This window comes from Secundilactobacillus paracollinoides DSM 15502 = JCM 11969, from assembly GCF_001311135.1.
GTDB lineage: Bacteria > Bacillota > Bacilli > Lactobacillales > Lactobacillaceae > Secundilactobacillus > Secundilactobacillus paracollinoides.
This window is the reverse complement of sequence record NZ_BBAG01000011.1, coordinates 1-25,731: the sequence shown is the minus strand read 5'-3', so window position 1 is coordinate 25,731 and position 25,731 is coordinate 1. Positions and strand designations below refer to the sequence as shown.

At 48.8% G+C, this 25,731-nt stretch carries 12 protein-coding genes and 7 pseudogenes; 8 read left to right on the top strand and 11 right to left on the bottom strand.

Translation table 11 applies throughout. The features are described from left to right. Positions 1 to 90: 90 nt before the first annotated feature. From JCM11969_RS05870 to JCM11969_RS05830, 9 genes and pseudogenes are all read right to left on the bottom strand, one after another. A pseudogene (locus JCM11969_RS05870) lies at positions 91 to 1,265 on the bottom strand (NADH-dependent flavin oxidoreductase). Between the two features lie 16 nt (positions 1,266 to 1,281). After that, complete coding sequence (gene adhP / locus JCM11969_RS05865; RefSeq protein WP_054709349.1) at positions 1,282 to 2,307, bottom strand: alcohol dehydrogenase AdhP; 1,026 nt, start codon at positions 2,305 to 2,307, stop codon at positions 1,282 to 1,284. 279 nt (positions 2,308 to 2,586) lie between these two features. After that, a complete protein-coding gene (locus tag JCM11969_RS05860; RefSeq protein ID WP_054709346.1) occupies positions 2,587 to 3,111 on the bottom strand; it encodes a MarR family winged helix-turn-helix transcriptional regulator in 525 nt (174 codons plus the stop codon). Positions 3,112 to 3,277: 166 nt separating this feature from the next. Then, positions 3,278 to 3,613 carry a prenylated flavin chaperone LpdD gene (gene lpdD, locus JCM11969_RS05855; RefSeq protein ID WP_054709343.1) on the bottom strand — a complete coding sequence of 112 codons (336 nt, stop codon included), beginning with the start codon at positions 3,611 to 3,613 and terminating at the stop codon, positions 3,278 to 3,280. Continuing rightward, entirely contained in the window at positions 3,613 to 4,218 is a 606-nt protein-coding gene (locus tag JCM11969_RS05850; protein WP_054709341.1) for a UbiX family flavin prenyltransferase, read from the bottom strand. Before JCM11969_RS05850 ends, lpdD begins: the two co-directional genes overlap by 1 nt. Before the next feature lie 463 nt (positions 4,219 to 4,681). Continuing rightward, positions 4,682 to 6,155 (bottom strand): annotated as a pseudogene (locus tag JCM11969_RS05845) (UbiD family decarboxylase). A gap of 179 nt (positions 6,156 to 6,334) precedes the next feature. After that, positions 6,335 to 7,215: pseudogene (locus tag JCM11969_RS05835) on the bottom strand (LysR family transcriptional regulator). Positions 7,216 to 7,218: 3 nt separating this feature from the next. Further along, positions 7,219 to 7,341, bottom strand: a complete 123-nt coding sequence (locus JCM11969_RS19735) for a hypothetical protein (RefSeq protein ID WP_263850014.1) — start codon at positions 7,339 to 7,341, stop codon at positions 7,219 to 7,221. Beyond that, positions 7,338 to 7,670 (bottom strand): GNAT family N-acetyltransferase, encoded by a 333-nt coding sequence (locus JCM11969_RS05830; protein WP_225353152.1) that lies wholly within the window; start codon positions 7,668 to 7,670, stop codon positions 7,338 to 7,340. Before JCM11969_RS05830 ends, JCM11969_RS19735 begins: the two co-directional genes overlap by 4 nt. 1,401 nt (positions 7,671 to 9,071) lie before the next feature. Here JCM11969_RS05830 and JCM11969_RS05825 point away from each other — a divergent pair. The 3 genes from JCM11969_RS05825 to JCM11969_RS05815 all read left to right on the top strand — a co-directional run bounded on the left by JCM11969_RS05825 (position 9,072) and on the right by JCM11969_RS05815 (position 12,055). Beyond that, on the top strand, positions 9,072 to 10,130 hold the full coding sequence (locus tag JCM11969_RS05825; RefSeq protein WP_054709332.1) for a D-alanyl-D-alanine carboxypeptidase family protein: 1,059 nt from the start codon (positions 9,072 to 9,074) through the stop codon (positions 10,128 to 10,130). Positions 10,131 to 10,348: 218 nt separating this feature from the next. Beyond that, positions 10,349 to 11,524, top strand: a complete 1,176-nt coding sequence (locus JCM11969_RS05820) for an ROK family transcriptional regulator (RefSeq protein ID WP_054709331.1) — start codon at positions 10,349 to 10,351, stop codon at positions 11,522 to 11,524. Between the two features lie 273 nt (positions 11,525 to 11,797). Further along, the gene (locus JCM11969_RS05815; protein WP_054709328.1) at positions 11,798 to 12,055 is read left to right on the top strand and encodes a hypothetical protein; all 258 of its coding nucleotides are present in this window, start codon (positions 11,798 to 11,800) and stop codon (positions 12,053 to 12,055) included. A gap of 33 nt (positions 12,056 to 12,088) precedes the next feature. Here the strand turns inward: JCM11969_RS05815 and adhP (JCM11969_RS05810) are convergent, their stop codons facing one another. After that, the gene (adhP, locus tag JCM11969_RS05810) at positions 12,089 to 13,153 is read right to left on the bottom strand and encodes an alcohol dehydrogenase AdhP (RefSeq protein WP_054709326.1); all 1,065 of its coding nucleotides are present in this window, start codon (positions 13,151 to 13,153) and stop codon (positions 12,089 to 12,091) included. Positions 13,154 to 13,750: 597 nt separating this feature from the next. Here adhP (JCM11969_RS05810) and JCM11969_RS05805 point away from each other — a divergent pair. The 5 genes and pseudogenes from JCM11969_RS05805 to JCM11969_RS05780 all read left to right on the top strand — a co-directional run bounded on the left by JCM11969_RS05805 (position 13,751) and on the right by JCM11969_RS05780 (position 24,410). Then, positions 13,751 to 15,036, top strand: a pseudogene (locus JCM11969_RS05805) (homoserine dehydrogenase). 1,326 nt (positions 15,037 to 16,362) lie between these two features. Then, a pseudogene (gltB, locus tag JCM11969_RS17620) lies at positions 16,363 to 20,825 on the top strand (glutamate synthase large subunit). An 11-nt stretch (positions 20,826 to 20,836) separates the two neighbouring features. Further along, a pseudogene (locus JCM11969_RS05795) lies at positions 20,837 to 22,272 on the top strand (glutamate synthase subunit beta). Positions 22,273 to 22,866: 594 nt separating this feature from the next. Further along, a complete protein-coding gene (locus JCM11969_RS05785; RefSeq protein ID WP_054709321.1) occupies positions 22,867 to 23,370 on the top strand; it encodes a hypothetical protein in 504 nt (167 codons plus the stop codon). Between the two features lie 227 nt (positions 23,371 to 23,597). Continuing rightward, positions 23,598 to 24,410 (top strand): hypothetical protein, encoded by an 813-nt coding sequence (locus tag JCM11969_RS05780; protein WP_054709318.1) that lies wholly within the window; start codon positions 23,598 to 23,600, stop codon positions 24,408 to 24,410. A 64-nt stretch (positions 24,411 to 24,474) separates the two neighbouring features. Here the strand turns inward: JCM11969_RS05780 and JCM11969_RS20825 are convergent. Then, positions 24,475 to 25,410, bottom strand: a pseudogene (locus JCM11969_RS20825) (helveticin J family class III bacteriocin). Positions 25,411 to 25,731 lie beyond the last annotated feature (321 nt).

The following is a 25,731-nucleotide window of genomic DNA, read 5'->3' as shown; positions in this document are numbered from 1 at the left end:
GAAACACCGATGTGCCAAGCAATAAAAAAGGAAGACAGCGACTGCTAACAGCGCGTTGTCATCCTTTTTATTGTTTTATACAACCATCCTTTAAAACTTATCCCAAGGCGCAGCGGCATTAGCGAAAGTTTCTTCAGGTGTTGCTTCAGTCGAAATACCCGCAATTGGCTTGAAAACAAAGTTCAAGAAATCCCAAAGTGGTGCTGGAATATTGAGGTCATCAATATCAGATGGTGACAATTGGTAACGGATCGTGCCTTCATCATTAGCAATGATTTTTTGAACCCATTGTGGTTCGCGAATCAATTCACGGCCGATAGCAGCAAAATCGATACCGGCATCAATTACTTTTTCTGCATCTTCTGGCTTCTCAATGTTGCCGACACCAATCAATGGAATCCGGTCGTCCAGTACACGTAAAATTTGTGGAAGGATTGGTTCTGTTGCTTCTTTATCGTTCAATGAAGTCCGCCAAACATTCCCCATGGAAACATGAAGGTAATCGAGTGGTGCATCCGCTAAACGGTCAACGAAAGTTAGTGTGTCTTCCAGCCGAATCCCCGGTGTTTCGATTTCTTCTGGACTGATCCGGTAGCCAACGATAAAGTCGTGATTAGCGTACTGATCGGCAACCTCCTTCACTTGGTCAATGACGGCCAGTGGGAAACGCATCCGGTTTTCAAGGTTGCCACCCCATTTATCTTCACGTTGATTGGAATTTGGTGAATAGAATTGTTGAATCAAGTAAGTGTTGGCACCATGGATCTCAACTCCATCAAATCCGGCTGCAATGGCCCGACGTGTCGCTTCACCAAAAGCTTTGATTTCATCCAAAACTTCAGCACCGGTTAAGGCGCGCGGTGTTTCTGAACCTGGGCGTCAGCTGCAATAGCCGAAGCGCTAACGGGTTGTTGTCCACGCAGAATCTTAGAATTTGTCATCCGACCAGCATCAAAAATCTGCAGAATCGCCTTAGTTCCGTTTAACTTCATTGCTTGCGCCAACTTGGCTAAACCGGGAATCATGCGGTCGCTGTCAACACCGAGGTTACCTTCAAATCCCTTACCTGCAGGTGTCACGTAAGCACAGGCCGTAAGTTCCATACCAACGCCACCTGAACGCATGCCATAATAATCGATTTGATCTTTAGTAATTGCGCCATTTTCATGAGCACTCATTTCGGTCATTGGTGCCATCACGATCCGGTTTTTGACAACGGCACCATTACGGAAACGGTATGGGTTTAAAAAGTTATAATCTGTCATTTTTAGTAAGTCCTTTCTATGCTTCAGCTTTGATATCGATAACAGCGCGACCCTGAATCTTACCGGCGTGCATCTGGTCAACGATTTTGTTGATATCACTCATTCGACGTAACGACGTGATTGGTGAAACGAGTCCCTTTGATGCATACATGAAGGCTTCAGCTAAGTCATTCCGGGTCCCAGTTAACGTGCCTTTAACCTGAGTACCATCAACGATCATCTTGGCAATACTCATTTCCATGTTGCCAGCAGCCATCCCGACAGCGACTACTGTCCCATGAGCTTTTACAACGTTTGCTGCTTGGTCAAAAACGGTCGCAGCTGGTGCCGTAACGATTGCTGCAGCAACACCTTCTGGTAAGTGCTCGTGAACAAATTGAGGCGAGTCATTATTGCTGGCATTGTATACCAAGTCAGCACCGGCATCCTTAGCTAAGGCAAGTTTTTCATCGAAGATATCAACGGAAATAACGTTCAAATTAAAGACGTTCTTTGCGTATTGAACGGCCAAGTTACCTAAACCACCAGCACCATAGACAACGATCCAGTCGCCGGGTTTTGTGTTTGATTCCTTGATTGCTTTATATGACGTCACACCAGCACAGGTAATGGATGTTGCTTTAACAGGATCCAATCCAGCTGGCACTTTAACCGCCCAGTCAGCTTTAACAATAGCCTGTTGCGCCATCGCCCCATCCACATCAAAACCAGATTCGTGACGATTTCGGCAAAGATTTTCTAGACCCTGTTCACAGTATTCACAATGACCACAGCCGGCAAAGAGCCAAGCAATCGAAACCCGGTCACCAGGTTTAACTGAAGTCACATCCGGGGCAACTTCACGAACGATACCAACGCCTTCGTGTCCTGTGATCCGGCCAGGATGTTCTCCCTGAGCACCACTGGCAATCAACAAATCTGTGTGACAGACACCACAGTATTCCATATCAACTAATGCTTCCCCAGCTTCAATTGGACGTAGCGTGACATCTTTAATGTCAAAGTACCCGTTTGCTGGTTCTTTAATCGTGACTGCTTTCATTCTTGAACACCTTCTAATTTAGTTTAACTTATTAACGATTACAGCTTACCACCAGATTAGTCAGAGTCAAGAACTTTTTTCACATTATAGTTTTTATACAAGTGAAATAATGTTTTAATCGCTAATATATAGTGTTTTATTATTAATTAACTATTCACAAAAATATTCATTAAGCGTTTACATAAATTCCATAAACGTACATATATTGTTTCGGCTTGTTAACTAATATAGTGATAAAAAAATAACGCAACGGTCACTTACGTTGCGTTATCTTTTAATTTAATCGTCTGTATGCTGTTCTTTGCTTTTCGTAATTGAACCACCTTCAACAGGAAAATAACCATGCGTATCGCTAATAGCATCCTGAAATTCGTCCAAAAAACTGAAAAACTCTTGAATTCGACGAGTTCCCACACGATCTTGCCAAGTTTTGACATTTACGCGCTCATCCGCCGTCACGGCACGGTCGACCTCTTGGCCCTTTGGTGTAAGTTGCCAGATTTTCTGACGTTTGTCAGTACCTTCAGTCTCAATAATGAGCTGTTTTGCGACCAACCCTTTTAACAACCGAGTCATTGCCGGTTTACTGACTTGATGTCGTTCCGCTAAATCAGAACTAGCCATATCGGTGGTTGCCATGGCAATGTCGTGCATAATCAAATACTCATCAAATGTAATGTCATACTTGGCTTTCGGTGCGTTAGCATAAGCTCGAATAAACTTGCGTTGAAACAGATATGCCCGTTGAAATTCCATCATCATGATGTCCAGACTGACGATATTATTTTGGTCGTTATTAGCCACCGCCACTCACCTCGTTTTGTCTCAAAATATTACTTCTAGTGTACCGCATAGCAGAAAAAAAAGAATGACTTAGTGCCAAAATAGCAGATTGTCATCCTTTTCAGTTCTATTTCGAAAATCGTTCCACCGGTTTCGCCGCCGGATGTGCGCCTAACCAGGCAATGATCTATTCGCCCAAACTAGTTACCATCGCCTGGGTAGCCTGCATCTGTTCCGGCGAAATTTCATTAACGTGCATCCCGCCAACGATCATCGCATTAGATTGCAAATGCGGTTGCAGCATTGTCGCTAACTGCTCAGTCAACACCCCTTCTTGGTGGTGATGACCGGGACGGCTGGGCATCGCAATGGTTGTCGGCGCTTCCTGCTGACTTACAGTGGTCACCACGCCATAGTGCGGCACGTCGCCGCCAATCAACTGAATCAGCAAGTACTGACTCTGCCGGTCAACGATGGCCTGCATGGAAAAACCAGCTTGCGTAACTGAAAACGTGCGGGTCATTAGGCATTCCCCTCTCGTTTAGCAGCCGATTTAGCTTCGTTAAGACCCTGCCAACGTCCCTGAAAGTCGTTTTGAATATGCAGGTGATCCAGCAATTTCATGGTGTTGTGGTCGATCAAATCATCGATCGTTTTCGGATTATTATAGAAGGCTGGAATCGGTGGGATAATTTCCACGCCCATTCTTGCCAGCTTCAGCATATTTTCCAAATGGATCTGATTAAACGGGGATTCCCGCGGTACGATCAGCAGTGGTCGGCGCTCCTTCAGTGTCACATCCGCCGCTCGCGCAATCAAATTATCCGCTAGCCCCATTGAAATGGCCGCGACGGTCTTCATGCTGGCGGGAACGATAACCATGCCGTCATGCTGAAACGAACCGCTGGCAATCGTAGCACCTAAATTGCGGTCGTCTTCCACAACATCGGCTAATGCCTGCACGTCCCTGAGCGACCATTCTGGCGTTTCCACTGCTAGGTTCTCCTTGGCCCAGCGGCTCATGACCAGGTGCGTTTCAACGTCTGGCTGGGCGTGAAGTGCCTGTAGAAGACTAATGCCGTAGATAGTGCCGGATGCACCGGTGATGCCAACTACGATTCGTTTCATGTTTGATCATCCTTTCGGTGGTTGTTTTTTTGTAATGGGTAAGTGTTCAGAGGAGTGTTTTCTGTATTTAAAGTTCAGAGTTGATTGGCAACCGTGCCGAAACGTGTTCCAGGAGGCAGAGGGCTACTGCATAAGCTAACTCTGACAAAAATTCCAAGGGCAGTATTGCCGGTTTTTTGTCAGCCGAATGGGTATGGCTACTGACTTTCTTGGCAACTGTGCCGAAACGTGTTCCGCAAGGCACGGGGCTAACGTGTAACGGACTCTGGCCAAAAAGTCAGGCCCGGAATCACTGGTTTCTTCAACTGAATCGGTCTGGCTACGCCTTTCTTGGCAGCCGTGCCGAAACGTGTTCCGCAAGGCAGAGGCTACTGCGTAAGCCAACTCTGGCAAAAATGCCAAGTTCAGGCATTTCTGCCAGAGTTAGCTTACGCTCCGCCCTCTAAGCGCCTTGCTCCACACTCTACTCCAAATACTCCCTCCAATCAGGCATCTCCTTAAACGGTGCCCGCTTAAACTTATCCTTCATATCAAACGGCACAGTCCCATCCAACACGAGCTTTGAACTCATGCCGCGAATTCGGATTCTTGCCGGGTCGTATTCTGGTAATTCTGACGGATCCAGTGGGTGATTGCGCATGCCTTCCAGCACCATGATATCCTTATCAGCTTGGAAGCGCGTGTTAATGGTCCACATCACATCATTCCAATCAAAAATATCTACGTCCTCATCGACCAAAATCACGGTTTTGAGTTCCTTAAATGCTGAGAAAGCTAAGATTGCAGCCTGGCGTTGAATCCCTTCATCCGCCTCGTCTTCCTTGTGGATCTGCATGATGGTCATGAGCTTCCCGTCACCAGCTGGCGCGTTGTACACGTTCTTCACCTTACCCGGAATAGCACGGTCGACCAGGTTCAAAATGGAGCTTCGGTTGGAATGCCTGCCATCGACACGTGTTCTTCGGACGGGCCAATCACCGTTTGCACGATTGGGTTGTCCTTCCTGTGCGTCACTGCCTTGATCTTGACCACGTTCACGGCCGGATTAGCGGTACCGTTATAGCCGGGAAACTCTGGCATGGCGAACCCAGTATTGGTGTTGATGTCCTCTTGCATGTGAGTGTTAGGTAAAATTTCGCCCTCAATGATCCACTCAGAACGGGCAATCCCCAACTGGTTCACAGCAACGCCATCGACCAGCTGAACGGGTTCATCACGCAACGCACCGGCGACCTGTAATTCGTTATAGCCGAGTGGGGTTGTCGGCGGCTCGAACGTCGCGCCAATGGTAATGGCGGGATCCAGCCCGATGTTGATCGTAATCGGCATCGGTTCGTTCTTTGCTTCGTATTCCTTCAAGAAAGCACCCAAATGACGACCACCAGGCATGATGTACATCCCAATAGTGTCCTTGTCTTCCAGCACCATCCGGTGAATCGTCACGTCGCTTTCCCGGTTGTCAGGACTAGAACCGTAGACCACCCCAACGGTGATGTAGGGGCCAGCGTCAACCGGGGTGTTGGTTGGTGCCGCGAGGAGTTTACGAATATCAAAGTCCGGATCAGTTGCCTTGTGCACGACTTCTTGGGCTGGGGCAGCGTCGTGGTCGACCTTGACCGGCTTAACGGGATGGGTCACTGCGTCGTTTAACAAATGACCCAGCGTCTTATAGTCGTGATGCAGGATCTTACCAACCGCTTACGACTGGCCATTAGCCCGATCAGCACTCGGCTATCTGGGAATCCAGTGACGTTGTTAAACATCATCGCTGGCCCTTCCGTCGTTGGTCGTTGTACAGTCCCACCAGCGCCAATGTAGCGATAAACACCCGCCAGATCAGCATCCGGGTTAATTTCTTTATTCGTTTCATGGTACTGCGTCGGATCGGACTTGATCTCGGCCAGCACTTTTCTCAAATCATACGGTTCTTCACTCATGTCATGACCTCCATTTCTTGTTTACGAGTCCTATTATGCCGGGTCTTGGATGCGGAAACAATTCTTATTCAAAAAAGAACCATTCCATTATGGAATAATTCTTTGAATTGGTAGGCTTCATTGGAATGCCGAAAACTGTGCTCGCTGACAAGATCGTAGAACGGCCAACACAGCAACTCTCATTTAATATGGGTATCCTGAACAAACTGCCAAAACAGATCGGCAGCCCGACTATGATGCAGTGGTGATCGCAGAAACGCCAGGTAGCTGACGCGTTGCGGGTCGAGGGGAACCGTGGTAATGGCGGGGTAGTCGGTGAGGTCAAGGGAGTGCTGCATCATGACGGAGAGCCCCATGCCGCGGCTGATCATGCCAAGAATGAGGTCGATGCGTTGACCCTTATAAATGATGTTGGGCGTGACCCCGGCAGCGTGGGCGGCGTCCATAACGGCTGGTAGAGGTCGGTGGTCTCGTTTAAAAGTAAAAACGATTCCCCGCTCAAGTCTGCCATGGTCAAGGATGGCCGCTGCGCTAACGGACTGGTCTTAGGCAGTACGACCGCAAACTGGTCCTGCTCCTCCACCAGTTGTTCGTATGGACTGGCCGCCAGACTAAAGAGCCGCAGAAACACTACGTCACTGTGCCCATTATCCAGCGAGGTCAGCAGATTTTCGTTTTCCGCCTCAGCGAAATGCAGTGCCATCTCAGGATGCGCAGTATGAAACGCGGCAATCAAATTGAACGCCCGATACTGTGAAATCGACGGAATGCTGTGAATTGTCAGCGTGAGGTCGGCCGTTTGCTGGTACTGGCTCACGGTTTCGGTTAGCTGGTTGGCTTCGTGCAGTAACCGTTTCGCATTGGGTAAAATGGCGATCCCAACCTCGGTTAGCGTGACCTGCCGATGCGCGCGGGTGAACAGTTTGACGCCGAGTTCCTTTTCCAGTGACAAGATTTGCTTCGACACGGTCGCTTGCGAGCTGAACAGGTGCGCCGCCGTTTGGGTGTAGTTCAGCGTGGCTGCCAGATCAACAAACGCCTGAATCTTTTTAATATCCACCAGCTACTCGCCCCGCTTTCGACACCAGTAGCGGTCTTCCAGCGTGTCGATCATCGTGTAGTTAGCCGGCACCGCCAGTCGATTCTCCCGGTGGATGACAAAGCCTTCCTTGTCGTAAAACTTCAAGCTTCCGTATTCGCCATCACGCACTTTAACGTGATCAACCCGCTGGCCTGTTGGCGCATCCCTTCAATCAGGGCGTGGCCAACCCCCTGCTTGCGACAGTTAGGGTCCACAAATAGCAAGTGAATGAAGTTCATTAACCGGTACAGACTGGCGAACCCCACCACCTGCCCGTCCAATTCAGCGACCAAGATGTATTCCCCAGTGGAATCGCGGTCAAAATCGGTCAGCGCCGGTTTTGCCACCCACGGAAACTGTGCCTGATCCATTTGATAGATCCAGGCCACTGTATCATGATCTTCCGTTTTCATTTCGCGAATAAATAGTGCCATTAAAATGACCTCCCTTTTTCAGTCCATCACGTGATCCAATTTGTGAAGAACACTGGTTAACGCCCTAAACAGTGGCGTTAACGTAAACATTATTTTTCTAAATTAAATAATCACTTATATAAACGATAATGAAAATAAAATGTAATTAATGGTTTCATTTATCACCTGTTCAAAAAGATGGTTAAAACAGGTGCAATTCCCCGTGGTTTGCGGTATAGTAATCACATACCAAATAACCTAATAACCAATCTATGTTCCCTTTACTGATCCGAAACGCTCGGACAATAAAGTGTCTTTTTTATTGTTTATACAAACTATAATTACCATCTAATTAGTTAAGAAACCCTTACCAAATCGCAACGCAATCTTTACACTTTTGTTGGAAAACAAACACCAGTTGGCATGCTATACTATTGGGTGACTTTTGATTAAGGTAAGAGTGTGAAGCAAGGCGGGTTAGGGGCGGTGTGTAACGGACTCTGGCCGAAAAGTCCGGGCCTGACTTTTTGGCCAGAGTCCGTTACACGTTAGCCCCTTGCCTTGCGGAACACGTTTCGGCAATATAAAACTGAAGCGCGTCGCCAAGACTACTTTGTAACAAAAAGGGCTCCAATTCCGAACCTGACTTTTAGCCCAGAGTCCGTTACACGTTAGCCCCGTGCAAAACACGTTTCGGCAATATAACCGAGAACCAAAAACCATAGCCCATTGCACCCCAAATCCACAACTACCCCGCTCTTCCCATCATTATAAAGCGCCACTGCATCCACGGATAGTCAAACGCACGCCTATTAAGAGCTAAACAACCGCTATAAGTAACAAAACGTTACTTCATAATGGCCAGCTCATCCGCCATACCAGACAACTAGGTTACCACAATATAGAACAACCAGCAGTCGAGAGCGGATAATCTAGGAACTAGCTTTAACTGTCTTTAGATACTTAACACTTGCTTGAAGTCCGCTCAATTTGAGTGGCGTGGAGCGATTTTGCGCGAAGTAGTGGTGTCGATGGCACTTAATGGGCGAGGTCTTCGGCCATTTAGTGCCATGCGAGACGAATAAGATCCACTCGAGAGCCGCGCAGCGGAAATCGAGTTAGCTTATTCGCGAGCCACCACAACGGAGCGCAAAATCGTGGAACAGAACGGCCAATACAACAATACTTCAAAAATACAAAAACCCAATACTCGGAGGTTAGTCCTATTTTAAACCTGAAACTAAAACAACCAAAGACTTGGCTACTCATGCTGAGTTGTCTGGTGATGGTGTTTGCGCCAGCATTGCCGTCATTTGCTGCAAAAAAGAATACGAAAATGTCGAACTATAAAACCGTCAAGAGTGCCTATGTCATGGACGCAACAACGGGACAAACGCTCTACAGCGATAATGGTGACAAGCGTTGCCGATTGCGAGTTTGTCGAAATTGATGACCCTCTACCTCACCACGAAGGCGATTCAGGATCACAAGATCAGCTGGAACGAAAAGGTTCCCGTCAGTAAAGAACTGATCAAGATGAGTAAAAACTACGCGCTGGGTACGTTTAAGATCAAGCGAAGCAAGGAGTACACCGTCAAACAGCTCTATCAAGCAGCACTGATTGCGTCATCGAATTCCTCAGCAATTTCCCTGGGCGAGTTAGTAGCTGGCGGTAATAATAGCAAGTTTATCAATGAAATGAACCAGCAGGCGAAAAAATGGGGCATTGACGCCACCTTTATCAGTGCGTCTGGGTTGGATAACACTGACCTGCGCCACTATGGCCTGCAGGTGGCGGGGACGTCAAAGAAGGCCCAAAATGAGGTCAGCGCAAAAGCCATTTCAATTGTAGCGCAAAAGCTCCTGAAGCTGGACGGCGGCATCACCCGGTGGAGTTCCCTGACGTCAAAAACTATCGGTAATCAGACGCTAACCAACGTCAACACGTTGCTGAAGGGCGGCGCGTACTACCGCAGCAGTAATCACATCACTGGCCTGAAAAACGGTTATACGGAAACGGCCGGCCTGTGTCTGACCACGACCTACTATCGTGACGGCCACCTGCTGATTGCGACGGTGCTGGGCAGCGACACGATCTTCACCACGACAAACGGCCTGATCACTCATCTAGATAAGGTGTTGAACCACAAGGAAGTCACGCTGAAAACGCCGACTTACCACGTTAAAAATCATCAAGTCAAAACGACAACCAGCACCAAGAAGGTATTGGTCTGGTATCTCAAGAATAAGGATGCCAACAACGTGAGCGTTAAGGACACCCTCACCGCCAAAACGTTGCCGGTTAAAAAGGGCGCCACCGTTGCGACGACGAAATTCACCAATACCGGACTGCCAACCGCAACAAGTTTGACTCTGCAGGCGAAAAACAAGGTTGGTAGTGACAAGGCGACCCAGTCAAAAACGGCTAAGCAAGAATCATTAATGCAAAAGATTGCTGATTTCTTTGGCCATTTATTTTAATTTGAACGCAACAGACTTAAATTGTAAATCCGCTAATTAACTAATGAGGTGTCAGTCAAAACCAGAGTCTTGGTTTGGTTGGCACCTCTTTTTGCAGGTCATATGACGCCCCGCTCTCCAGTTCGTACACTAACTGAACTTTCCCGTGACCACCACAACTAAATGCGGTAAACTCAAGATAGCAGCTTTATGTAATCGTTAACAAAGGAGGCACTATCATGACCCTCTCCATGATGAGCAAAACGCAGTTGCACCGCCGAAATCTGCAGGTGGTGCTGGCGTACATTTTTAATCACCAACCGGTTGCTCGAACGCAGATTGCAACCGACCTGAACGTGACGAAATCGACCATTTCCACCCTTTATAAGGAGTTGAAAGAGCGCGGGCTGGTTACCGAATCCGGCATTGGCGACTCGACCGAAATTGGCGGCCGCAAACCAGTTCTCGTGTCGTTGAATACGCGCTACGGCTACACGATAAATATCGACCTGGGCTACCCCAGCATGCTGATCATGCAAAATGATCTGGCGGGTGGTGTGGTGACAATCAAACCAGTGAACACGACTTACTTGCCCATCGAGTCGATCTTAAAACGGATCGATCAGCAGGTAGACTACGCGGCCAAAACAAACTGGACAACAAACGGCCTGCAGGGCATCAGCCTGGCCATTCACGGCCGCGTCGCAGACCGGCAAGTTATGGATTCGCCATTTCTGGACATGCATGACATCGACATTGCGGCTTATTTGCAAGACCGGTATCAGGTCCCGGTGACCATCGCCAACGAAGCAAACCTGGCAGCCGTGTACCACCGCGATTTCGATAATCGGGACAACCAGTTAAACAACCTAGTGCTCGTCAGCATCCAACGCGGGGTAAACACGGGACTGCTCCTTGACCACCATTTGTACCAGGGTGGGCAGGGCCGCGCAGGTGAACTGGGCCACGTGAGAGAAAACGGCCAACAACTGACCAGCACCAGCTCGGAAGCCACGATCATTAGCCATATCAGCAACGCCAAGGGTGAAAATCAGCTCTCATTGGCGGAGGTCAAAAAGTACCACCAGCATCGTGATAACACGACGGAGATGATCCTGACCGACTGGATCAATCAGTTGGCCCAGATTACCCTGAATCTGACATCACTGTACGACCCGGACGAAATCATGTACAAGTCCCCACTAATGGATGCGATCCCAGAACTTTTCGACCGTTTAAAGACAATCACCACGCAACTCTCCCCAATGCAGGAGACCCCAACCCCACTGAGTCTAGTGGCCCACACAAAGTATGCCTCACTGCTGGGTGGCTGCGCAATGGTGACACGAAAGATCTTGGACCTGGAGGACTTGGAACTTAACTTCACGCCAGTAAGAGAACGGGCGCCGGTATAACCGAGACGCTCACTAAGGCGTTATTAAACCAGCATGTTCAATAACTGAACGAACCAACCTGGAGTAACATCAAAAGCGCTCAATTAATTCCTAAGCACACTGTTGACACTTAATTCCCACCGCATCAATAGGTTACCAATTGGTCGAAAAACAGGCAGTCGAGAGCGGATAATCTAGGAACTAGGGTTAACGCGCTTTCGATTTTTAACCAAAAGAAACATCGCTCTTCTCAATAAGTGGCGTGGAGCGATTTTGCGCGGAGTAGTGGTGTCGATGGCACTTAATGGGCGAGGATTTCGGCCATTTAGTGCCATGCGAGACGATGAAGATCCATTCGAGAGCTGCGCAGCAGAAATCGAATTAGCTTCATCGCGAGCCACCACAACGGAGCGCAAAATCGCGGAACAGAACGGCAATCAAACGCAAGTCAAAACCCAAAACAAAAGAAGCCAGGAGCTCAACCCCGACTTCTTTTGGTGTGTGAAAAAATTGATAAACAGCCGTCATTCTAATGAATCAACAAAGCTTTAAAGATGTGAAGTGTTTAAATTTGGAACACTGTGATTAACGTCCGGTAACTGCGTGAGCCTCTTTTTTGACAGGCGCATCAAGTGGTAAGCCGAAGTCAACGACCATCCGGCCTTCGATCTTGCCGGCTTTCATTTCGTCGATGATGTCGTTGACGTCAGCTAATGGCCGGGTAGCAACGATTGGGTGGATGGCGCCTTCAGCAGCAAGCTGGAAGGCTTCGGCAAGATCCTGCCGAGTGCCGACAAGGGAGCCGGCAATTTGAATGCCGTCCAAAACGACTTTGACAATGGAGAGTTCCATGTTCCCTTTAGGCAGCCCAACAGCAACCACCCGAGCACCGGCACGGACTGACCCAACAGCTTGGTCAAAGGCAACTTGTGAAACGGCGGTCACAACTGCTGCGTGAGCCCCGCCGACCTTGTCTTGAATCCATTTGCCGGAGTCTTCTGTCCGTGAGTTAAAGGTCAGATCAGCGCCCATCTTCTTAGCAGAAGCCAACTTGTCATCGTTGATATCAACGGCGATAACGTGGGCTTTGAAGACGTTCTTAGCCCATTGAATGGCCAGGTTGCCTAAGCCGCCGACACCGTAAATCGCAACCCACTCGCCGGGGTGGATGCTGGCGGTCTTCAGGGCTTTGTAGGTGGTCACACCGGCACAGGTGATGGAACTAGCTTCGATTGGATCCAGGTCATCCGGAACCTTAACGGCGTAGTCAGCGTCAGCAATGACTTCTTCAGCCATGGCGCCATCCACGTTATAACCAGCGTTTTGAACGTCACGACAAAGTGTTTCACGACCAGTCAGGCAGTATTCACAGTGACCGCAGCCCTTGTAGAACCAGGCGATTGAAACGCGGTCGCCCTTCTTCAAATTCGTCACATCACTACCGAGTTCTGTAACAATACCAACCCCTTCGTGACCAATGATCCGGCCAGGTACTTCACCAAAATCACCGTTTGCAACGTGAATATCAGTGTGACAAAGCCCACAGTACTCGGTTTTAACCAAGACTTCGTTGGGTTTGATTGGGCGTAACGTAACATCTTTAATATCAACATAACCATCTGAGTTGGAACGAACTACGGCTGCTTTCATAATCGTGATCCCTCGTTTTCTTCTTTTGAGTTTTATACTTGTTCTGTATCGCCTTAACACACCCACATTATGTGAAACTTCCTACAATAGCGCAATATTTTTTACCAAACTATTTTTAAAAACGAGTCGCCAAGTTAGTGAAATGCGGTGTTGAAAAATTAAGTTTCAATCTTAAAGCGCGTCCATGAAAGCATGCTAACACGCAATAATCATCATAAAATCCGGCCATAAACCTTTTAAAAATAAATTCAGCAACTCATTCGTTCGGTTAACATACTAAGGAAAAATACTTGTGTTTTAGGTAACAAAATTAGCCAATATTTCACTGGTTTTGACTAGTTAGTTGCAAAATAGGCAACATATGCTTCCATCTATCTGTTAAAAGCACCGTTTTTGACCAACATCGGCGCTAATGACCCGGCAAATTTTGTTTCATACCTATTTCCCATGGAAAACACCCCACTAGTTCAGTTACTGTACAAACCCATCCTGACAGGTGCGTTCTCTCATGTAACTCCCGATTATTTTTAACCATGTTTTAATCCTAAGTTCTCTGCTATACTATTTCCAAGAGAAAAAAGAGCAAGGAGCTGTGACATGAATACGATAAAAATCGGCCTCATTGGCCTAGGCACCGTCGGCACGGGCGTCCTTCAGATGGTGATGAACAACCAGGATAAGGTCTCTAACATTACGGGTCAAAACCTGAGTGTCAAAACGATCGTGGTCCACGACGTCAACAAGCCGCGTGACGTTGACACCGGCGATATCACGGTCACTGAAGACTTAAATGCGATCATCGACGACCCGGAAATTAAGATTGTCGTTGAGGTCATGGGCGGCGTTCACCCGGCCAAAGAGATCATTGCTAAGGTGCTCAACGCCAAGAAGCATGTGGTCACGGCCAACAAGGACCTGATTGCCTCCGCCGGCGAAGAACTGGCAGCCATCGCGCGCGAAAACCACTGCGATCTGATGTACGAAGCGAGTGTGGCGGGCGGGATCCCGATCCTGCGCACCATCGTCAACAGTTTCTCAGCCGACAACATCATTGAGGTCAAGGGGATCGTGAACGGGACCACCAACTACATCCTGACGCAGATGCAACAGCACCACTGGAAGTACGCCGACGCGCTGAAGAAGGCCCAGGAACTCGGGTTTGCGGAGTCCGACCCGACGAACGACGTGGCCGGTATCGACGCCGCCTACAAGATGATCATCCTGAGCCAGTTCTCGTTTGGCACCCACATCACCATGGACGATATGGCCGTGGAAGGGATTCAAAACATCCAGCTATCAGACGTGAAACAAGCCGCAGCGTTTGGCTACACCATTAAACTGCTGGGCATTGCGCGCCGCATCAATGGTGGCGTATTCGCCGAAGTTGGCCCCGTCCTGGTGCCACTCGATCATCCGTTAGCCACCATCAACAACGAAAATAACGCTGTGATGGTCACGGGTCAGGCCGTGGGTGACACCCTCTTTTACGGCCCCGGTGCCGGTGGGTTGCCCACTGCTAACAGTGTGTTGAGTGACATCGTTTCCGTCACCAAAAACATCGTCCTCAAGACACCGGGAATTCGTTTAACAACTTCCAGGATCAAGTCAGTTCTGCCGCGGCCAGCGAAGTCGTTTACCCATACTACCTGGCGCTTAAGATGCCCGACGTCCCTGGCGAAATGCTGAAGGTCACCAAGATCATGACCGATATCAAGGCCAGCTTCAGCCAAATCATCCAAACCAAGAACCCAGACCAAACCGCCCGCGTCGTCATCATCACCCACGACATGTCCAAGGAACAACTCGCCCAACTCACTGAACGTCTGCGTCAAACGCAGACCATTGAGCTGCTGGCTGCTTATAAAGTGATGGACAAAGGGTAGTGTTTCTACTATATTAATGTGTTACTTTTGCCCCTAAGCGGTTGCTTAGGGGCTTTTTGTGTTGTCATTCCGTTCTGTTCCGCGATTTGGCCCGGCGTTGAAGTGGCTCGTGAATGAGCTAATTCGATTTCCGCTATGCGGCTCTCGAATGGATCTCATTCGCTCGCATGGTAGTAATCGACCAAAGAACGGTCGCCAACTACCATCGACACCACAACGCCGGGCCAAGTCGCTCCACGTCACTGACTGTCAGCTTACCCATTCAATAAACTGAGAATTAACCAAGAATTAACCCTAGTTTGTATAGAATCCGCCCTTGACTGCTTGTCATCCGCAATCGTAATAAGCTTTGAACGATGACGCCAGGCACTGTAGCGCTTTAATTGAAAACAGCCTTTATCTTTCTGTAAGTGTAAATAGAAATACCCGACGTTTGTCATGCGGACATCTTTCAATTCGGGTCTTTCCAATGTTTGGTGAATTCAATAGCACTGATATGTACGGCCACATAAGATACGTTGGGTCATCATTATGGGTCACTTAATCTACGTGTGAAGCATTGCTATCAAGGGACTTACTAGCAGTCGAGGGCGGATTCTCGTCGAACATGGGTTAACGCCATTACGATGCTTCACTAGTGGTAAAAAGTGAGCTCATCGTTAGTGGAATGGAACAATTTGGCACGGAGCTGTGGTGTCGACATCAGTTAGCGACCGTTCTTTGGTCGGTTACTGATGTGCGAGACGATGAAGATCCATTCGAGTGGCGCAAGGCGACAATCGAATTAGCTTCATCGCGAGCCACTACACGGAGTGCCAAATTGTGGAATGGAGCGACGTATCACCTGTTTGTGAACTGACCTAGTAGCCACCACAACGGAGCGCAAAATCGCGGAACAGAACGAACAAAACAGCAATCTCCCACCCAGAAAATATCACATATGTATATAAACTGAATATTCCATCATCTAGTAAGTATTTATTAGCTAAAGTCACACTAAATTCATCATAATCCACCAGTTAAATGATAATAACATAAGACTTACTGATTGAAAATGCATAAACAAGACGTCAGCAAAGACCAAAAGTCGAAGAATACCAACCTCACAGGGATTCATAGTGGTATTAATTCCGACTGTATAACGTCTATTAATCCAAATTTCACACGAAAATAAGAAGTAAAAACCGAACTAACCTGAATAAATTATCAGAATTATTAGCAAAACCCATTGTAATCCCGTTAAGATTAGAATATCATTAGAATATATTTCCAAAAGTGTCACTAAATTCAAAAATTGAGACTGTTAAGTAAAAGTAGGTGTTCTGAATGCAAAACCCAACTTCACATGAGAAGCTGATGTATGACCCGCGCTTTGAGCATGATGCGTGTGGGATGGGGTTTATTACCCAGGTCGATGGCCGTGCGAGTCACGACCTCGTTGAAAAAGCGCTGACGATGCTGCGGCGGATGAACCACCGTGGCGGGACGGGTGCGGAACCGGACACCGGTGATGGTGCCGGGATCCTGATGCGATGCCGGACCCCTTCTTTAGACAGCAAATGAAACAGGCTGGTCTCGCACTGCCTGATAAGGGTGACTACGCGGTGGGGCAATTCTTCCTGCCGCACGATGCCCAGGCGCGCGACATTATGCTAAAAGCCGTCACGCAAAAGATCAGCGACGCCGGGTTCCAAGTCCTCTGGACGCGCAACGTACCGTTTGTGTACGAAAACTGTGGTCCGACTGCCCAACAGACGATGCCCAGTTTCATCCAAATTATCATCCAGCGCCCATATGACAGCGCGGCAGGCCGACCGTTTGAAGACCGCCTCTATCATTTGCGACGGCAACTGGAAAAGACCTATGATCCAGAAGCGCTGGCGATCTGTTCCCTCTCCAGCCGGACCATCGTGTATAAGGGCATGCTTCACGCTTACCAAGTGGGTCTGTTTTACCCGGACCTGCACGACGAGACCATGGCCAGTTGTATTTGTCTGATCCATTCGCGGTTCTCGACCAACACGTTTCCGAGCTGGAACCGCGCGCAACCGTTCCGCTTTCTTGCCCACAACGGTGAAATTAACACGTTGAAGGGTGCCGAAAACTGGATGACTAGCCACGGTATCGAAATTTATGACGAGGACGATTCGGACTCTGCCAAACTCGAAAACTGCATGGAGTACCTCTACCGCCACGGCCGCGATATTCCGCAGGCACTCATGATGATGATTCCCGAAGCCTGGGGACCAGACGCAAAGTTGCCGAAACAGCAGCGCGCGTTTGACGAATACAACGCCACCTTCATGGCGCCGTGGGACGGGCCGGCCGCCCTGTGCTTCACCGACGGCATCCAAGTCGGCGCCTTTTTGGACCGGAACGGGCTGCGGCCATCGCGCTACACCCTGACCAAGGATAACCTCCTGGTCGTTGCCTCTGAATCCGGCGTGGTCGACATTGCCCCCGGCGACATTGCGGATAAGGGGATCTTGGCACCGGCAGAAATGCTGCTGGTGGATACCAGTACCGGCAAGTTGTATAAAACAGACGCCCTTAAAAAGAAATACGCCAATGCGCACCCGTACCAGCAGTGGTTAACAGGGAACCGGTTGGCACTCGAGTCGCTACCAGATGTGAAGGCCGACAACACGATGAGTGCGACCGACCTGGACCACCTGTGGCGTCGGTATGGGTACACTTACGAAGCGATCAAGACAGCCATCATGCCAATGGCCGAAAACGGCAGTGATCCCACCGTCGCTATGGGTTTTGACTCGCCGCTTGCGGTGTTGAGTCACAAGGCTGAATCCCTGTTTACCTATTTTAAACAGTCCTTCGCCCAGGTCACGAACCCGCCGATCGACCCCCTGCGTGAGCAGGTCGTCATTAGTACCACGCTGTTTCTCGGGCGCGATACCGACATCACTAAGGACGCTGCCGAGAACTGTCAAAAACTCAAAATTGAAACGCCGTTACTTAACGATCAGGATTTCGCGAAACTCACGACCCTGGACCTGCCAGAGTTGAAGGTCGCCACCCTCTCTCTGGCCTACGACATTACCGACCGGCCAAACCGGTTGGCGCACGCGTTAGACGACCTGTTCAAGCAGGCCGAAAACGCCATTGATAACGGCGCCACCATTCTGATTTTATCTGACCAGCACGCCCAAAAAGGACAACTGACGATTCCGATCCTGCTAGCAGTCGCCGGGTTGCACAACGACCTGGTGCGTCAGGGTAAGGGTACCGATGCGTCCATCGTGGCGGACACCGGTGAAGCGTGTGAGATCCACCACTTCGCCTGCCTCGTGGGCTACGGTGCCGCTGCCATTCACCCCTACGGCGCCTTCGCAACGTTGAAGGAACGCGGCTGGGTGATCAGATCGACACTTACTGTGATGCCGGCACCAAGGGCATCATCAAGATCATGAGCCGAATGGGCATCTCGACGGTTGCCGGGTATCAGGCGCCCAGCTGTTTGAAGCAGTTGGGCTCGCTGACGACGTGGTCAACCAGTACTTTACCGGGACCCCAAGTCGGTTAGGCGGCATCTCACTCGACCAGATCGAGACCGAGACCAAACGCCACTACGACGACATCTACAGCAGCAAGGCCATTGACGACCTGCCTCAGGCGGGAGCTTCCAATTTAAGGAAGACGGCGAGGCGCACCTGTACAACCCGATGGCTATCTACCGGTTCCAAAAGGCCGTCCGCTCAGGCGACTACGACGAATACAAGACCTACGCAAAAACAATGGCTCAAGATTCACTAGATAACCCCGTTACCCTGCGATCCATGTGGCAGATCGACCAAGCCGGCAACAAGGCCGTGCCGATCAGCGAGGTCGAACCCGTCAGTGCCATCGTCAAACGGTTCAAGTCTGGTGCCATGAGTTTCGGGGCCCTTTCTGAAGAAGCCCACGAAACGATTGCGATCGCCATGAACCGGCTGGGCGCCCGCAGTAACTCTGGTGAGGGTGGCGAGAACCGCAACCGGTTTAAGATCGGCGCCGACGGTGAGAACCGTAACAGTAAGATCAAACAGGTCCCAACAGCGCGGTTCGGTGTGAATACCGAATACCTGATGAGTGCCGAAGAAATTCAAATTAAAATGGCCCAGGGGGCTAAGCCTGGTGAGGGTGGTCAACTGCCTGCCAAAAAAGCCTACCCATGGGTCGCAAGTATCCGGGGCTCGATTGCCGGCGTGCAGCTGATCTCCCCGCCGCCGCACCATGATATCTACTCCATCGAAGACCTGGCGCAGCTAATTTACGACCTCAAGCAGGTCAACCCTTACGCCAAGATCAACGTGAAGCTCGTTTCTTCCACTGGAGTCGGCACAATTGCGACCGGGGTGGTCAAAGCAGGTGCGAACACCGTGGTTATCGCCGGGTACGACGGCGGGACCGGGGCCGCACCGCGTAACTCCACTCGTGATTGCGGGTTACCGTGGGAAATGGGTCTTGCTGACGCCCACCAGACGCTGGCAATGAACAACCTGCGGCAACGGACCACGCTGGAAGTTGACGGGAAACTCATGACTGGTCGCGACATCGCCGTGGCCATCATGTTGGGCGCTGAGGAATTCAGCTTTGCTACCCTGACCATGGTCTCGATCGGCTGTGTTATGATGCGCAAATGCAACCTCAACACCTGCCCCGTCGGTATCACCACCCAGAACCCCGACCTGCGTCGACTCTACGCCGGCAAGCCGGAATACGTGGAAAACATGATGCGCTTCCTCGCACAGGATCTGCGGGAAACGATGGCCAAACTCGGCTACCGGACCGTGAACCAAATGGTGGGTCACGGCGAACACCTGACACCACGCTACGTGCCAGCTGGTAAGGCCAAGACGCTGAACTACGACCGGCTGATTCAAAAGACCATCCCGATCGAACGCAAGGTCACCGATCCGTTCAAGCCGAAGTACGATTGGCCTGATCTGGACCAGTTTGCCGAAACGAGTTTGCAGGCCGACACCGAAACAGCGGTTGACCTGCCGATTGATAACACGCAACGTGCTGTTGGGGCCCGTATGGGCGGCTGGATCGCCAGTCACTTCGGTAACGACGGCCTTAAACCTGGCCGCATGAAAGTTAGCTACAAAGGCACTGCCGGTCAGTCCTTCGGCGCCTTTATCACCCAGGGACAGGAACTCAAACTCACTGGTGAAGCCAACGACTACGCCGGTAAAGGTCTCTCTGGTGGTCGCTTGATCGTTGCAGCGCCCAAACAAGCGCAGGCGCTCTACGCCCACTCCCCCATTATCGGAAACGTGGCCTGCTTTGGGGCCACCAGTGGTGAAGCCTACTTCAACGGCCGCGCTGGTGAACGGTTTGCCGTTCGAAACTCCGGTGCCAAGGTCGTGGTTGAAGGTATCGGCAACAACGGTTGTGAGTACATGACAGGCGGCGTTGCCGTCATCCTTGGCCGGACGGGGCGGAACTTCGCTGCCGGTATGTCTGGCGGAGTTGCTTACGTCTACGACTGGACCCATGATTTCAAATCCAAGTGCAACCAGGATCTCGTCGACCTCTACAAACTCGGTGAATCCGACGATGATAGCGACTTAAAGGATCTCATTTCACGGCACTACTACTTCACGAACTCGGCTCAGGCCAAGCAGATCCTCGATGACTGGGACAACCAGAAGCAAAACTTCGTCAAGGTCTACCCACGCGACTTCCACAAGATGCGTGACCTGATCGCCAAGTACCAAAAAGCCGGCATCCCAGAAGACCAAGTTGTGTCAAAGGCCTTCTTCGCTGCCACGAACGACCAGCAATAGGAGGCTAAAACATGGCAGATCCAAATGGTTTTTTAAAATACGATCGTAAAGACGACCCCATGCGGCCTATTTCTGAACGTATCAAGGACTTTAACATCATGGAACTGGACCTCGACGACGCTGACCGCCGCCAGCAGGCCGCCCGTTGCATGAACTGCGGGATCCCGTTTTGTCACCACGGGCTCTTCTACGCCGGTAACCGGGCCGTCAGCGGCTGTCCCAACGACAACCTGATTCCCGAATGGAACGACATGGTCTACGAAAACGAGGACAAGCGCGCCTTCGAACGGCTCACGCGGACTAATTACCTGCCCGACATGACCGGACGGGTGTGCCCGGCCCCCTGCGAAGTTGCCTGTGTTCAGGCACTGAACGGCCCCGGCATCACCATCCGCAACAACGAAAAATTCATCATCGAAAAAGCCTTCGAAAACGGCTGGGTGGTGGACTCCGGCAAACCTAACAACCGCACCGGCAAGAAAATTGCCGTGATCGGCAGCGGTCCCGCCGGTATTTCCGCTGCCTGGCGACTAAACCAGCTCGGTCACTCCGTTACCATTTTTGAGCGTGACGATCGGTTTGGCGGCTTCCTGATGTATGGCATTCCCAACATGAAGTTGCCGAAGGAAGTGGTTGACCGCCGCTTCGACGCCCTGAAACAAATTGGTGTCAAGCTGGTCGCTAACACCGAGATTGGCAAGGACATTTCGGCTGACGACCTGAAACAGGACTTTGACAGGGTCATCATCTGTACGGGTGCCGCCAAGCGCGGGAGCTCAACGTTCCTGGTCGCGACCTCGACGGTGTGCACCAGGCTGCCGAATACCTGAAGACGACGACGCAGCACGTCCTGAAAAATGGCACTCGCGCTACCACGGAACTCCAGGGTAAGCACGTCCTCGTCCTCGGAGGCGGCGATACAGGAAACGACTGTATCGGTACCGTCATCCGTCAGGGCGCAGCCGGCATCACCCAGCTAGAGATCAACCCCGCGCTGCCAGACGAGCGTACCGCGCAGAACCAGTGGCCTGAGTGGCCGATGGTCAAAAAGCACGGTTACGGTCAGCTGGAAGCCCAGTCGTTGTTTGGCGACGTCACCAGCTACTCGGCAACAGCCACGCAAGTGTTCGGCAAGAACGGCCACGTTACCGCAGCAGAGATCAGCGAGGTGGGGCCGGACTTCAAACCGATCAAAGGCACCGAAAAACGCATCAATGTTGACCTGATCCTCCTCGCCATGGGCTTCACAGGCGCAGAACAGTGGTTATTTGACGCGTTCAACATCACCGAGTGCCACGACGATTACACAACCAACGACAGCCAGATCTACGTCGCAGGCGATTGTCGCCGCGGTCCAAACCTCGTGATCTGGGGCGTCTATGAAGGCCGAACCTGTGCTGAAAAGGTCGATGCATCCTTGAAGATGGCATCGGTGGCTGTGGACTGAGCCTTATGTCTCCAAAAAAGAGACTAGCAACCTCTATTGGCTTGCTGGTCTCTTTTACTGTGCCGTTTATTTGTCGGTAAGAGTCTAAAGTAATTGTAATGCACACCGTTGTTTCACGTGAAACTTTTAGTGCCAGATTGAGCCTATGGATATCCGATTCACCTATGGTTGTATTTTGCCTGGGTGTATACTTTGGACAACCAATTTAAATTAGAGGACAGCATCACGTTTTATAAAAAAGCAGTCATCAGAACAGTTTCAGTAATTGTCACACTTTTAGCTGGCATATCTGTGGCGACAACCGTTCAAGCTAAATCCTACTCATGGTCATCAACATCTGACGGACAGCGTGTCGAAACATATTACACTAAACCAACGCAAAAAAACGCCTACATCTGGAACACCACACATACCAAACATACCCACAATCTCAAGAACTATGGCAGTACTATTTGGCGTGTTAACAGAGCGACGACGCACACATCTTAAAACGGCAGTAGCATATACTATACCATCCAATCCGCTTCTAACAGTAAGGTAAACGGTCTTGTATGGAGCGGTTATCTATACCGGCCAATCGCAAAATCTCCTTACATGTTTAATAGCGACACAGCGTACACTAATTATCTTAAGACGGCCAGCACCCAGCGCCTGACGCGAGCCATCCTCAAGCTTTTCCCCAACACGCCAGTTAGCGTCAGCTTGTTCAGATCGTTTGACAACGTTACTGCAACAAAACCATTCGCAAACACTAGTTACACGGATTTCGTCAATATTTCAAGCTTAAATCGAACCGACACATCATCTAACTTCAACCGTAGTATTGGTGCTTATCTCAACAGCACTGCGCTAAAACCGGTCAGTTCACGCGTCGCAACTGTCGAAAAGATACTCGATGAAAACGGCTATACTGCTTCTAAACGGGCATCAATGTCTAACGACGTGATTGGTATCCAAATCGCTGATGATGTCGTTTACGAAACAAGCGATAAAGACAATGAAAACGTGATGTACTCTGGGTTAAAACTCTCGCAATACCCTAATAGTAGTATTGGAGAAAGCTTGAACTACCACATTACGATAGCAAAGGCTAAATAATTAGCCGTCATATTCTCCATTGTTTCGTCAAATTAAACCCATTAAAAAGAGACTGTCCACAACTGGATAGTCTCTTTTAATGATCAAACTACTTTAAATTAACATTAACTCAAGCGCACCTTGAGTTATAGCAACCAGTTAAATTAATCAGAAACGCTTGAACCATAATAATAAGAGACTATAATGAACAATATTAAACTACAATTTACCTTTTTGGGGGAGACAACATGAAACCAATCAAATTAGCCCTTGCTGTGACAATCGCTCTTGTAGGAATCGGCACTCCAGGCATTAAAAAAGCTAACGCAAGTAGCTACACTATTACTCATACTGAATATTATCAGACACGTCCAATTTATCATGCCGCTAATAAATCGCAAAGCGCCTATGTATGGAATAAAGCACATACAAAAAAGATCCATAATTTAAAAAATTACCCCAATACCAATTGGAATGCGACTGCCGCTATCACACTTAAACATAATGGTAAAAGTGCACTTTACTACGCTGTTATTGCTTCAACGCCTAACAATAAAACCAATGTTGAAGGCTACGTATGGCATGGCTATTTAACTAAGGGATATAACAAAAACTATGCCGTTTGGAACAACCTCGCACTGCAAGGATTCACTTCGACTTCCGATTATCAATCCTATATTAACCAGTCAAGCTCCCAGCAACTAACCAGAGATGTTTTAAAGCTTTTCCCAAATAGCTCGCTATCCCTATCACTTTCAAACTATGTTGAAAACCGTGATATGTTAGCAGATGATTCCGTTACATTTAATAAAAGCTATAGTAATGCAGTGATTCCAAGTAAGGCTAACAACTATTTTTATCACAGTTATAAGGACACCCGTTCAACTACAACACGCCTACAAGAAATTGAGACGGCTCTAAACGCAGAAGCTACAATGCCACAAAACGAGCATCACTTAAAGGATACCAAATTGGGATTTATTATGTTGATAAGTACTATGGTGATACAGATGATACTGGTCTTGGTATTATCCTTGCAAAACCAACCAACTAGTCATTGAGTCCCTTGGAACATTAATGGCTGTATTCAAAAAGCCTCCAACTTGGGAGGCTTTTTAAATACAATTAACTAAAAATATATTTAGGAACCGTATAAATATAGTTATCTGAAACTGAATCCCCTGTATAATGTGCAACGGCAAAGTAGATATCGTCACCTTTTAGCTGAATACCCTCAGTTTCAGTAACACCGACAGTACCATCAGATATCGTCTGAACTTCATTGGAGGTGAACTCCCAAAGCGATTTTTGAATTTTTGTTTCCTGTGTTTTACTACCGCTTGTAAAGTACATTGCACGCCCATCTGAAAATTCTAACCCTTGAATTGATTCGTTAGCAACTTCTCCATAGGCATGAAATTTGTTTAAAGGCGCATACGCCAAAACAGTACCAGTTACATCTTGAAACGACGTAAATTTCTGACCGGCAGCTTTGTTCGTATCTAAGATATCATTCAAAGCCTCATTATCATAAATTGTATAATTACCGATTCGAGGAGAGGCATCATTGATGGAGAGAACTAACAACTCAAGCTTTTTACTTGGTGTATCTGTGTCGCTTGATAAAGCTGCTTCAAACCGAGTAAGATTACCAGACGATGAGCCATCGTAATTGGCACGGATAACAGATGATAATCTTGTTGCGTCTGTATAGTTATAGTCATTAGGCTCAGTCTTAGATGGATCGTACGTAATTCAAGCAAGTTGAGTTGCCCAATAAGTTGTATCATTTTCACTTATTAAGGTTTGTTCACCCTTAGTACCAATCCAGAAGTAAGAAATTCCTTTATGACTGAACCACTGTAGCGTTTCACTATGCCCAAAGTTCGTCAGATACATATCATCAATACGTGCCCCAGTCATATCACATCGCGTTAAAATGGCATCGGTGTCAATACGCTGTAATGCGTAAATATACGTAGTTCCCACATAAAATGTTTGAACTGCATTTGTATATCGCAGTCCACTAAACGTCACAAATTTTGTTGCTGTCACGGCCATAATTATTACCTCTATTCATTATTTTGTATAATCACCGGCGATTACAATCTCAATACTAATATCATTCATATTTCCTATGTTTCCATTTTATTTCCGAGATATTAAAGTAATAATTTACTTCGAAACAGTTGCCGCTAACGCTGATAAATCAGCGTTAGCCGGCAACTGTTTTTTAAAATTAGATTTTCCCCTTAAGCGTTAATGTTTTAAAAACACTATTAAGTTACTGCTTATTATTACAAATGCAGAAAAAATTCGAAATGAGAGTGTCAAATTTTATGTGTAAATGAAAAAGCCTCTCACTTTTGAACTAAAACATTG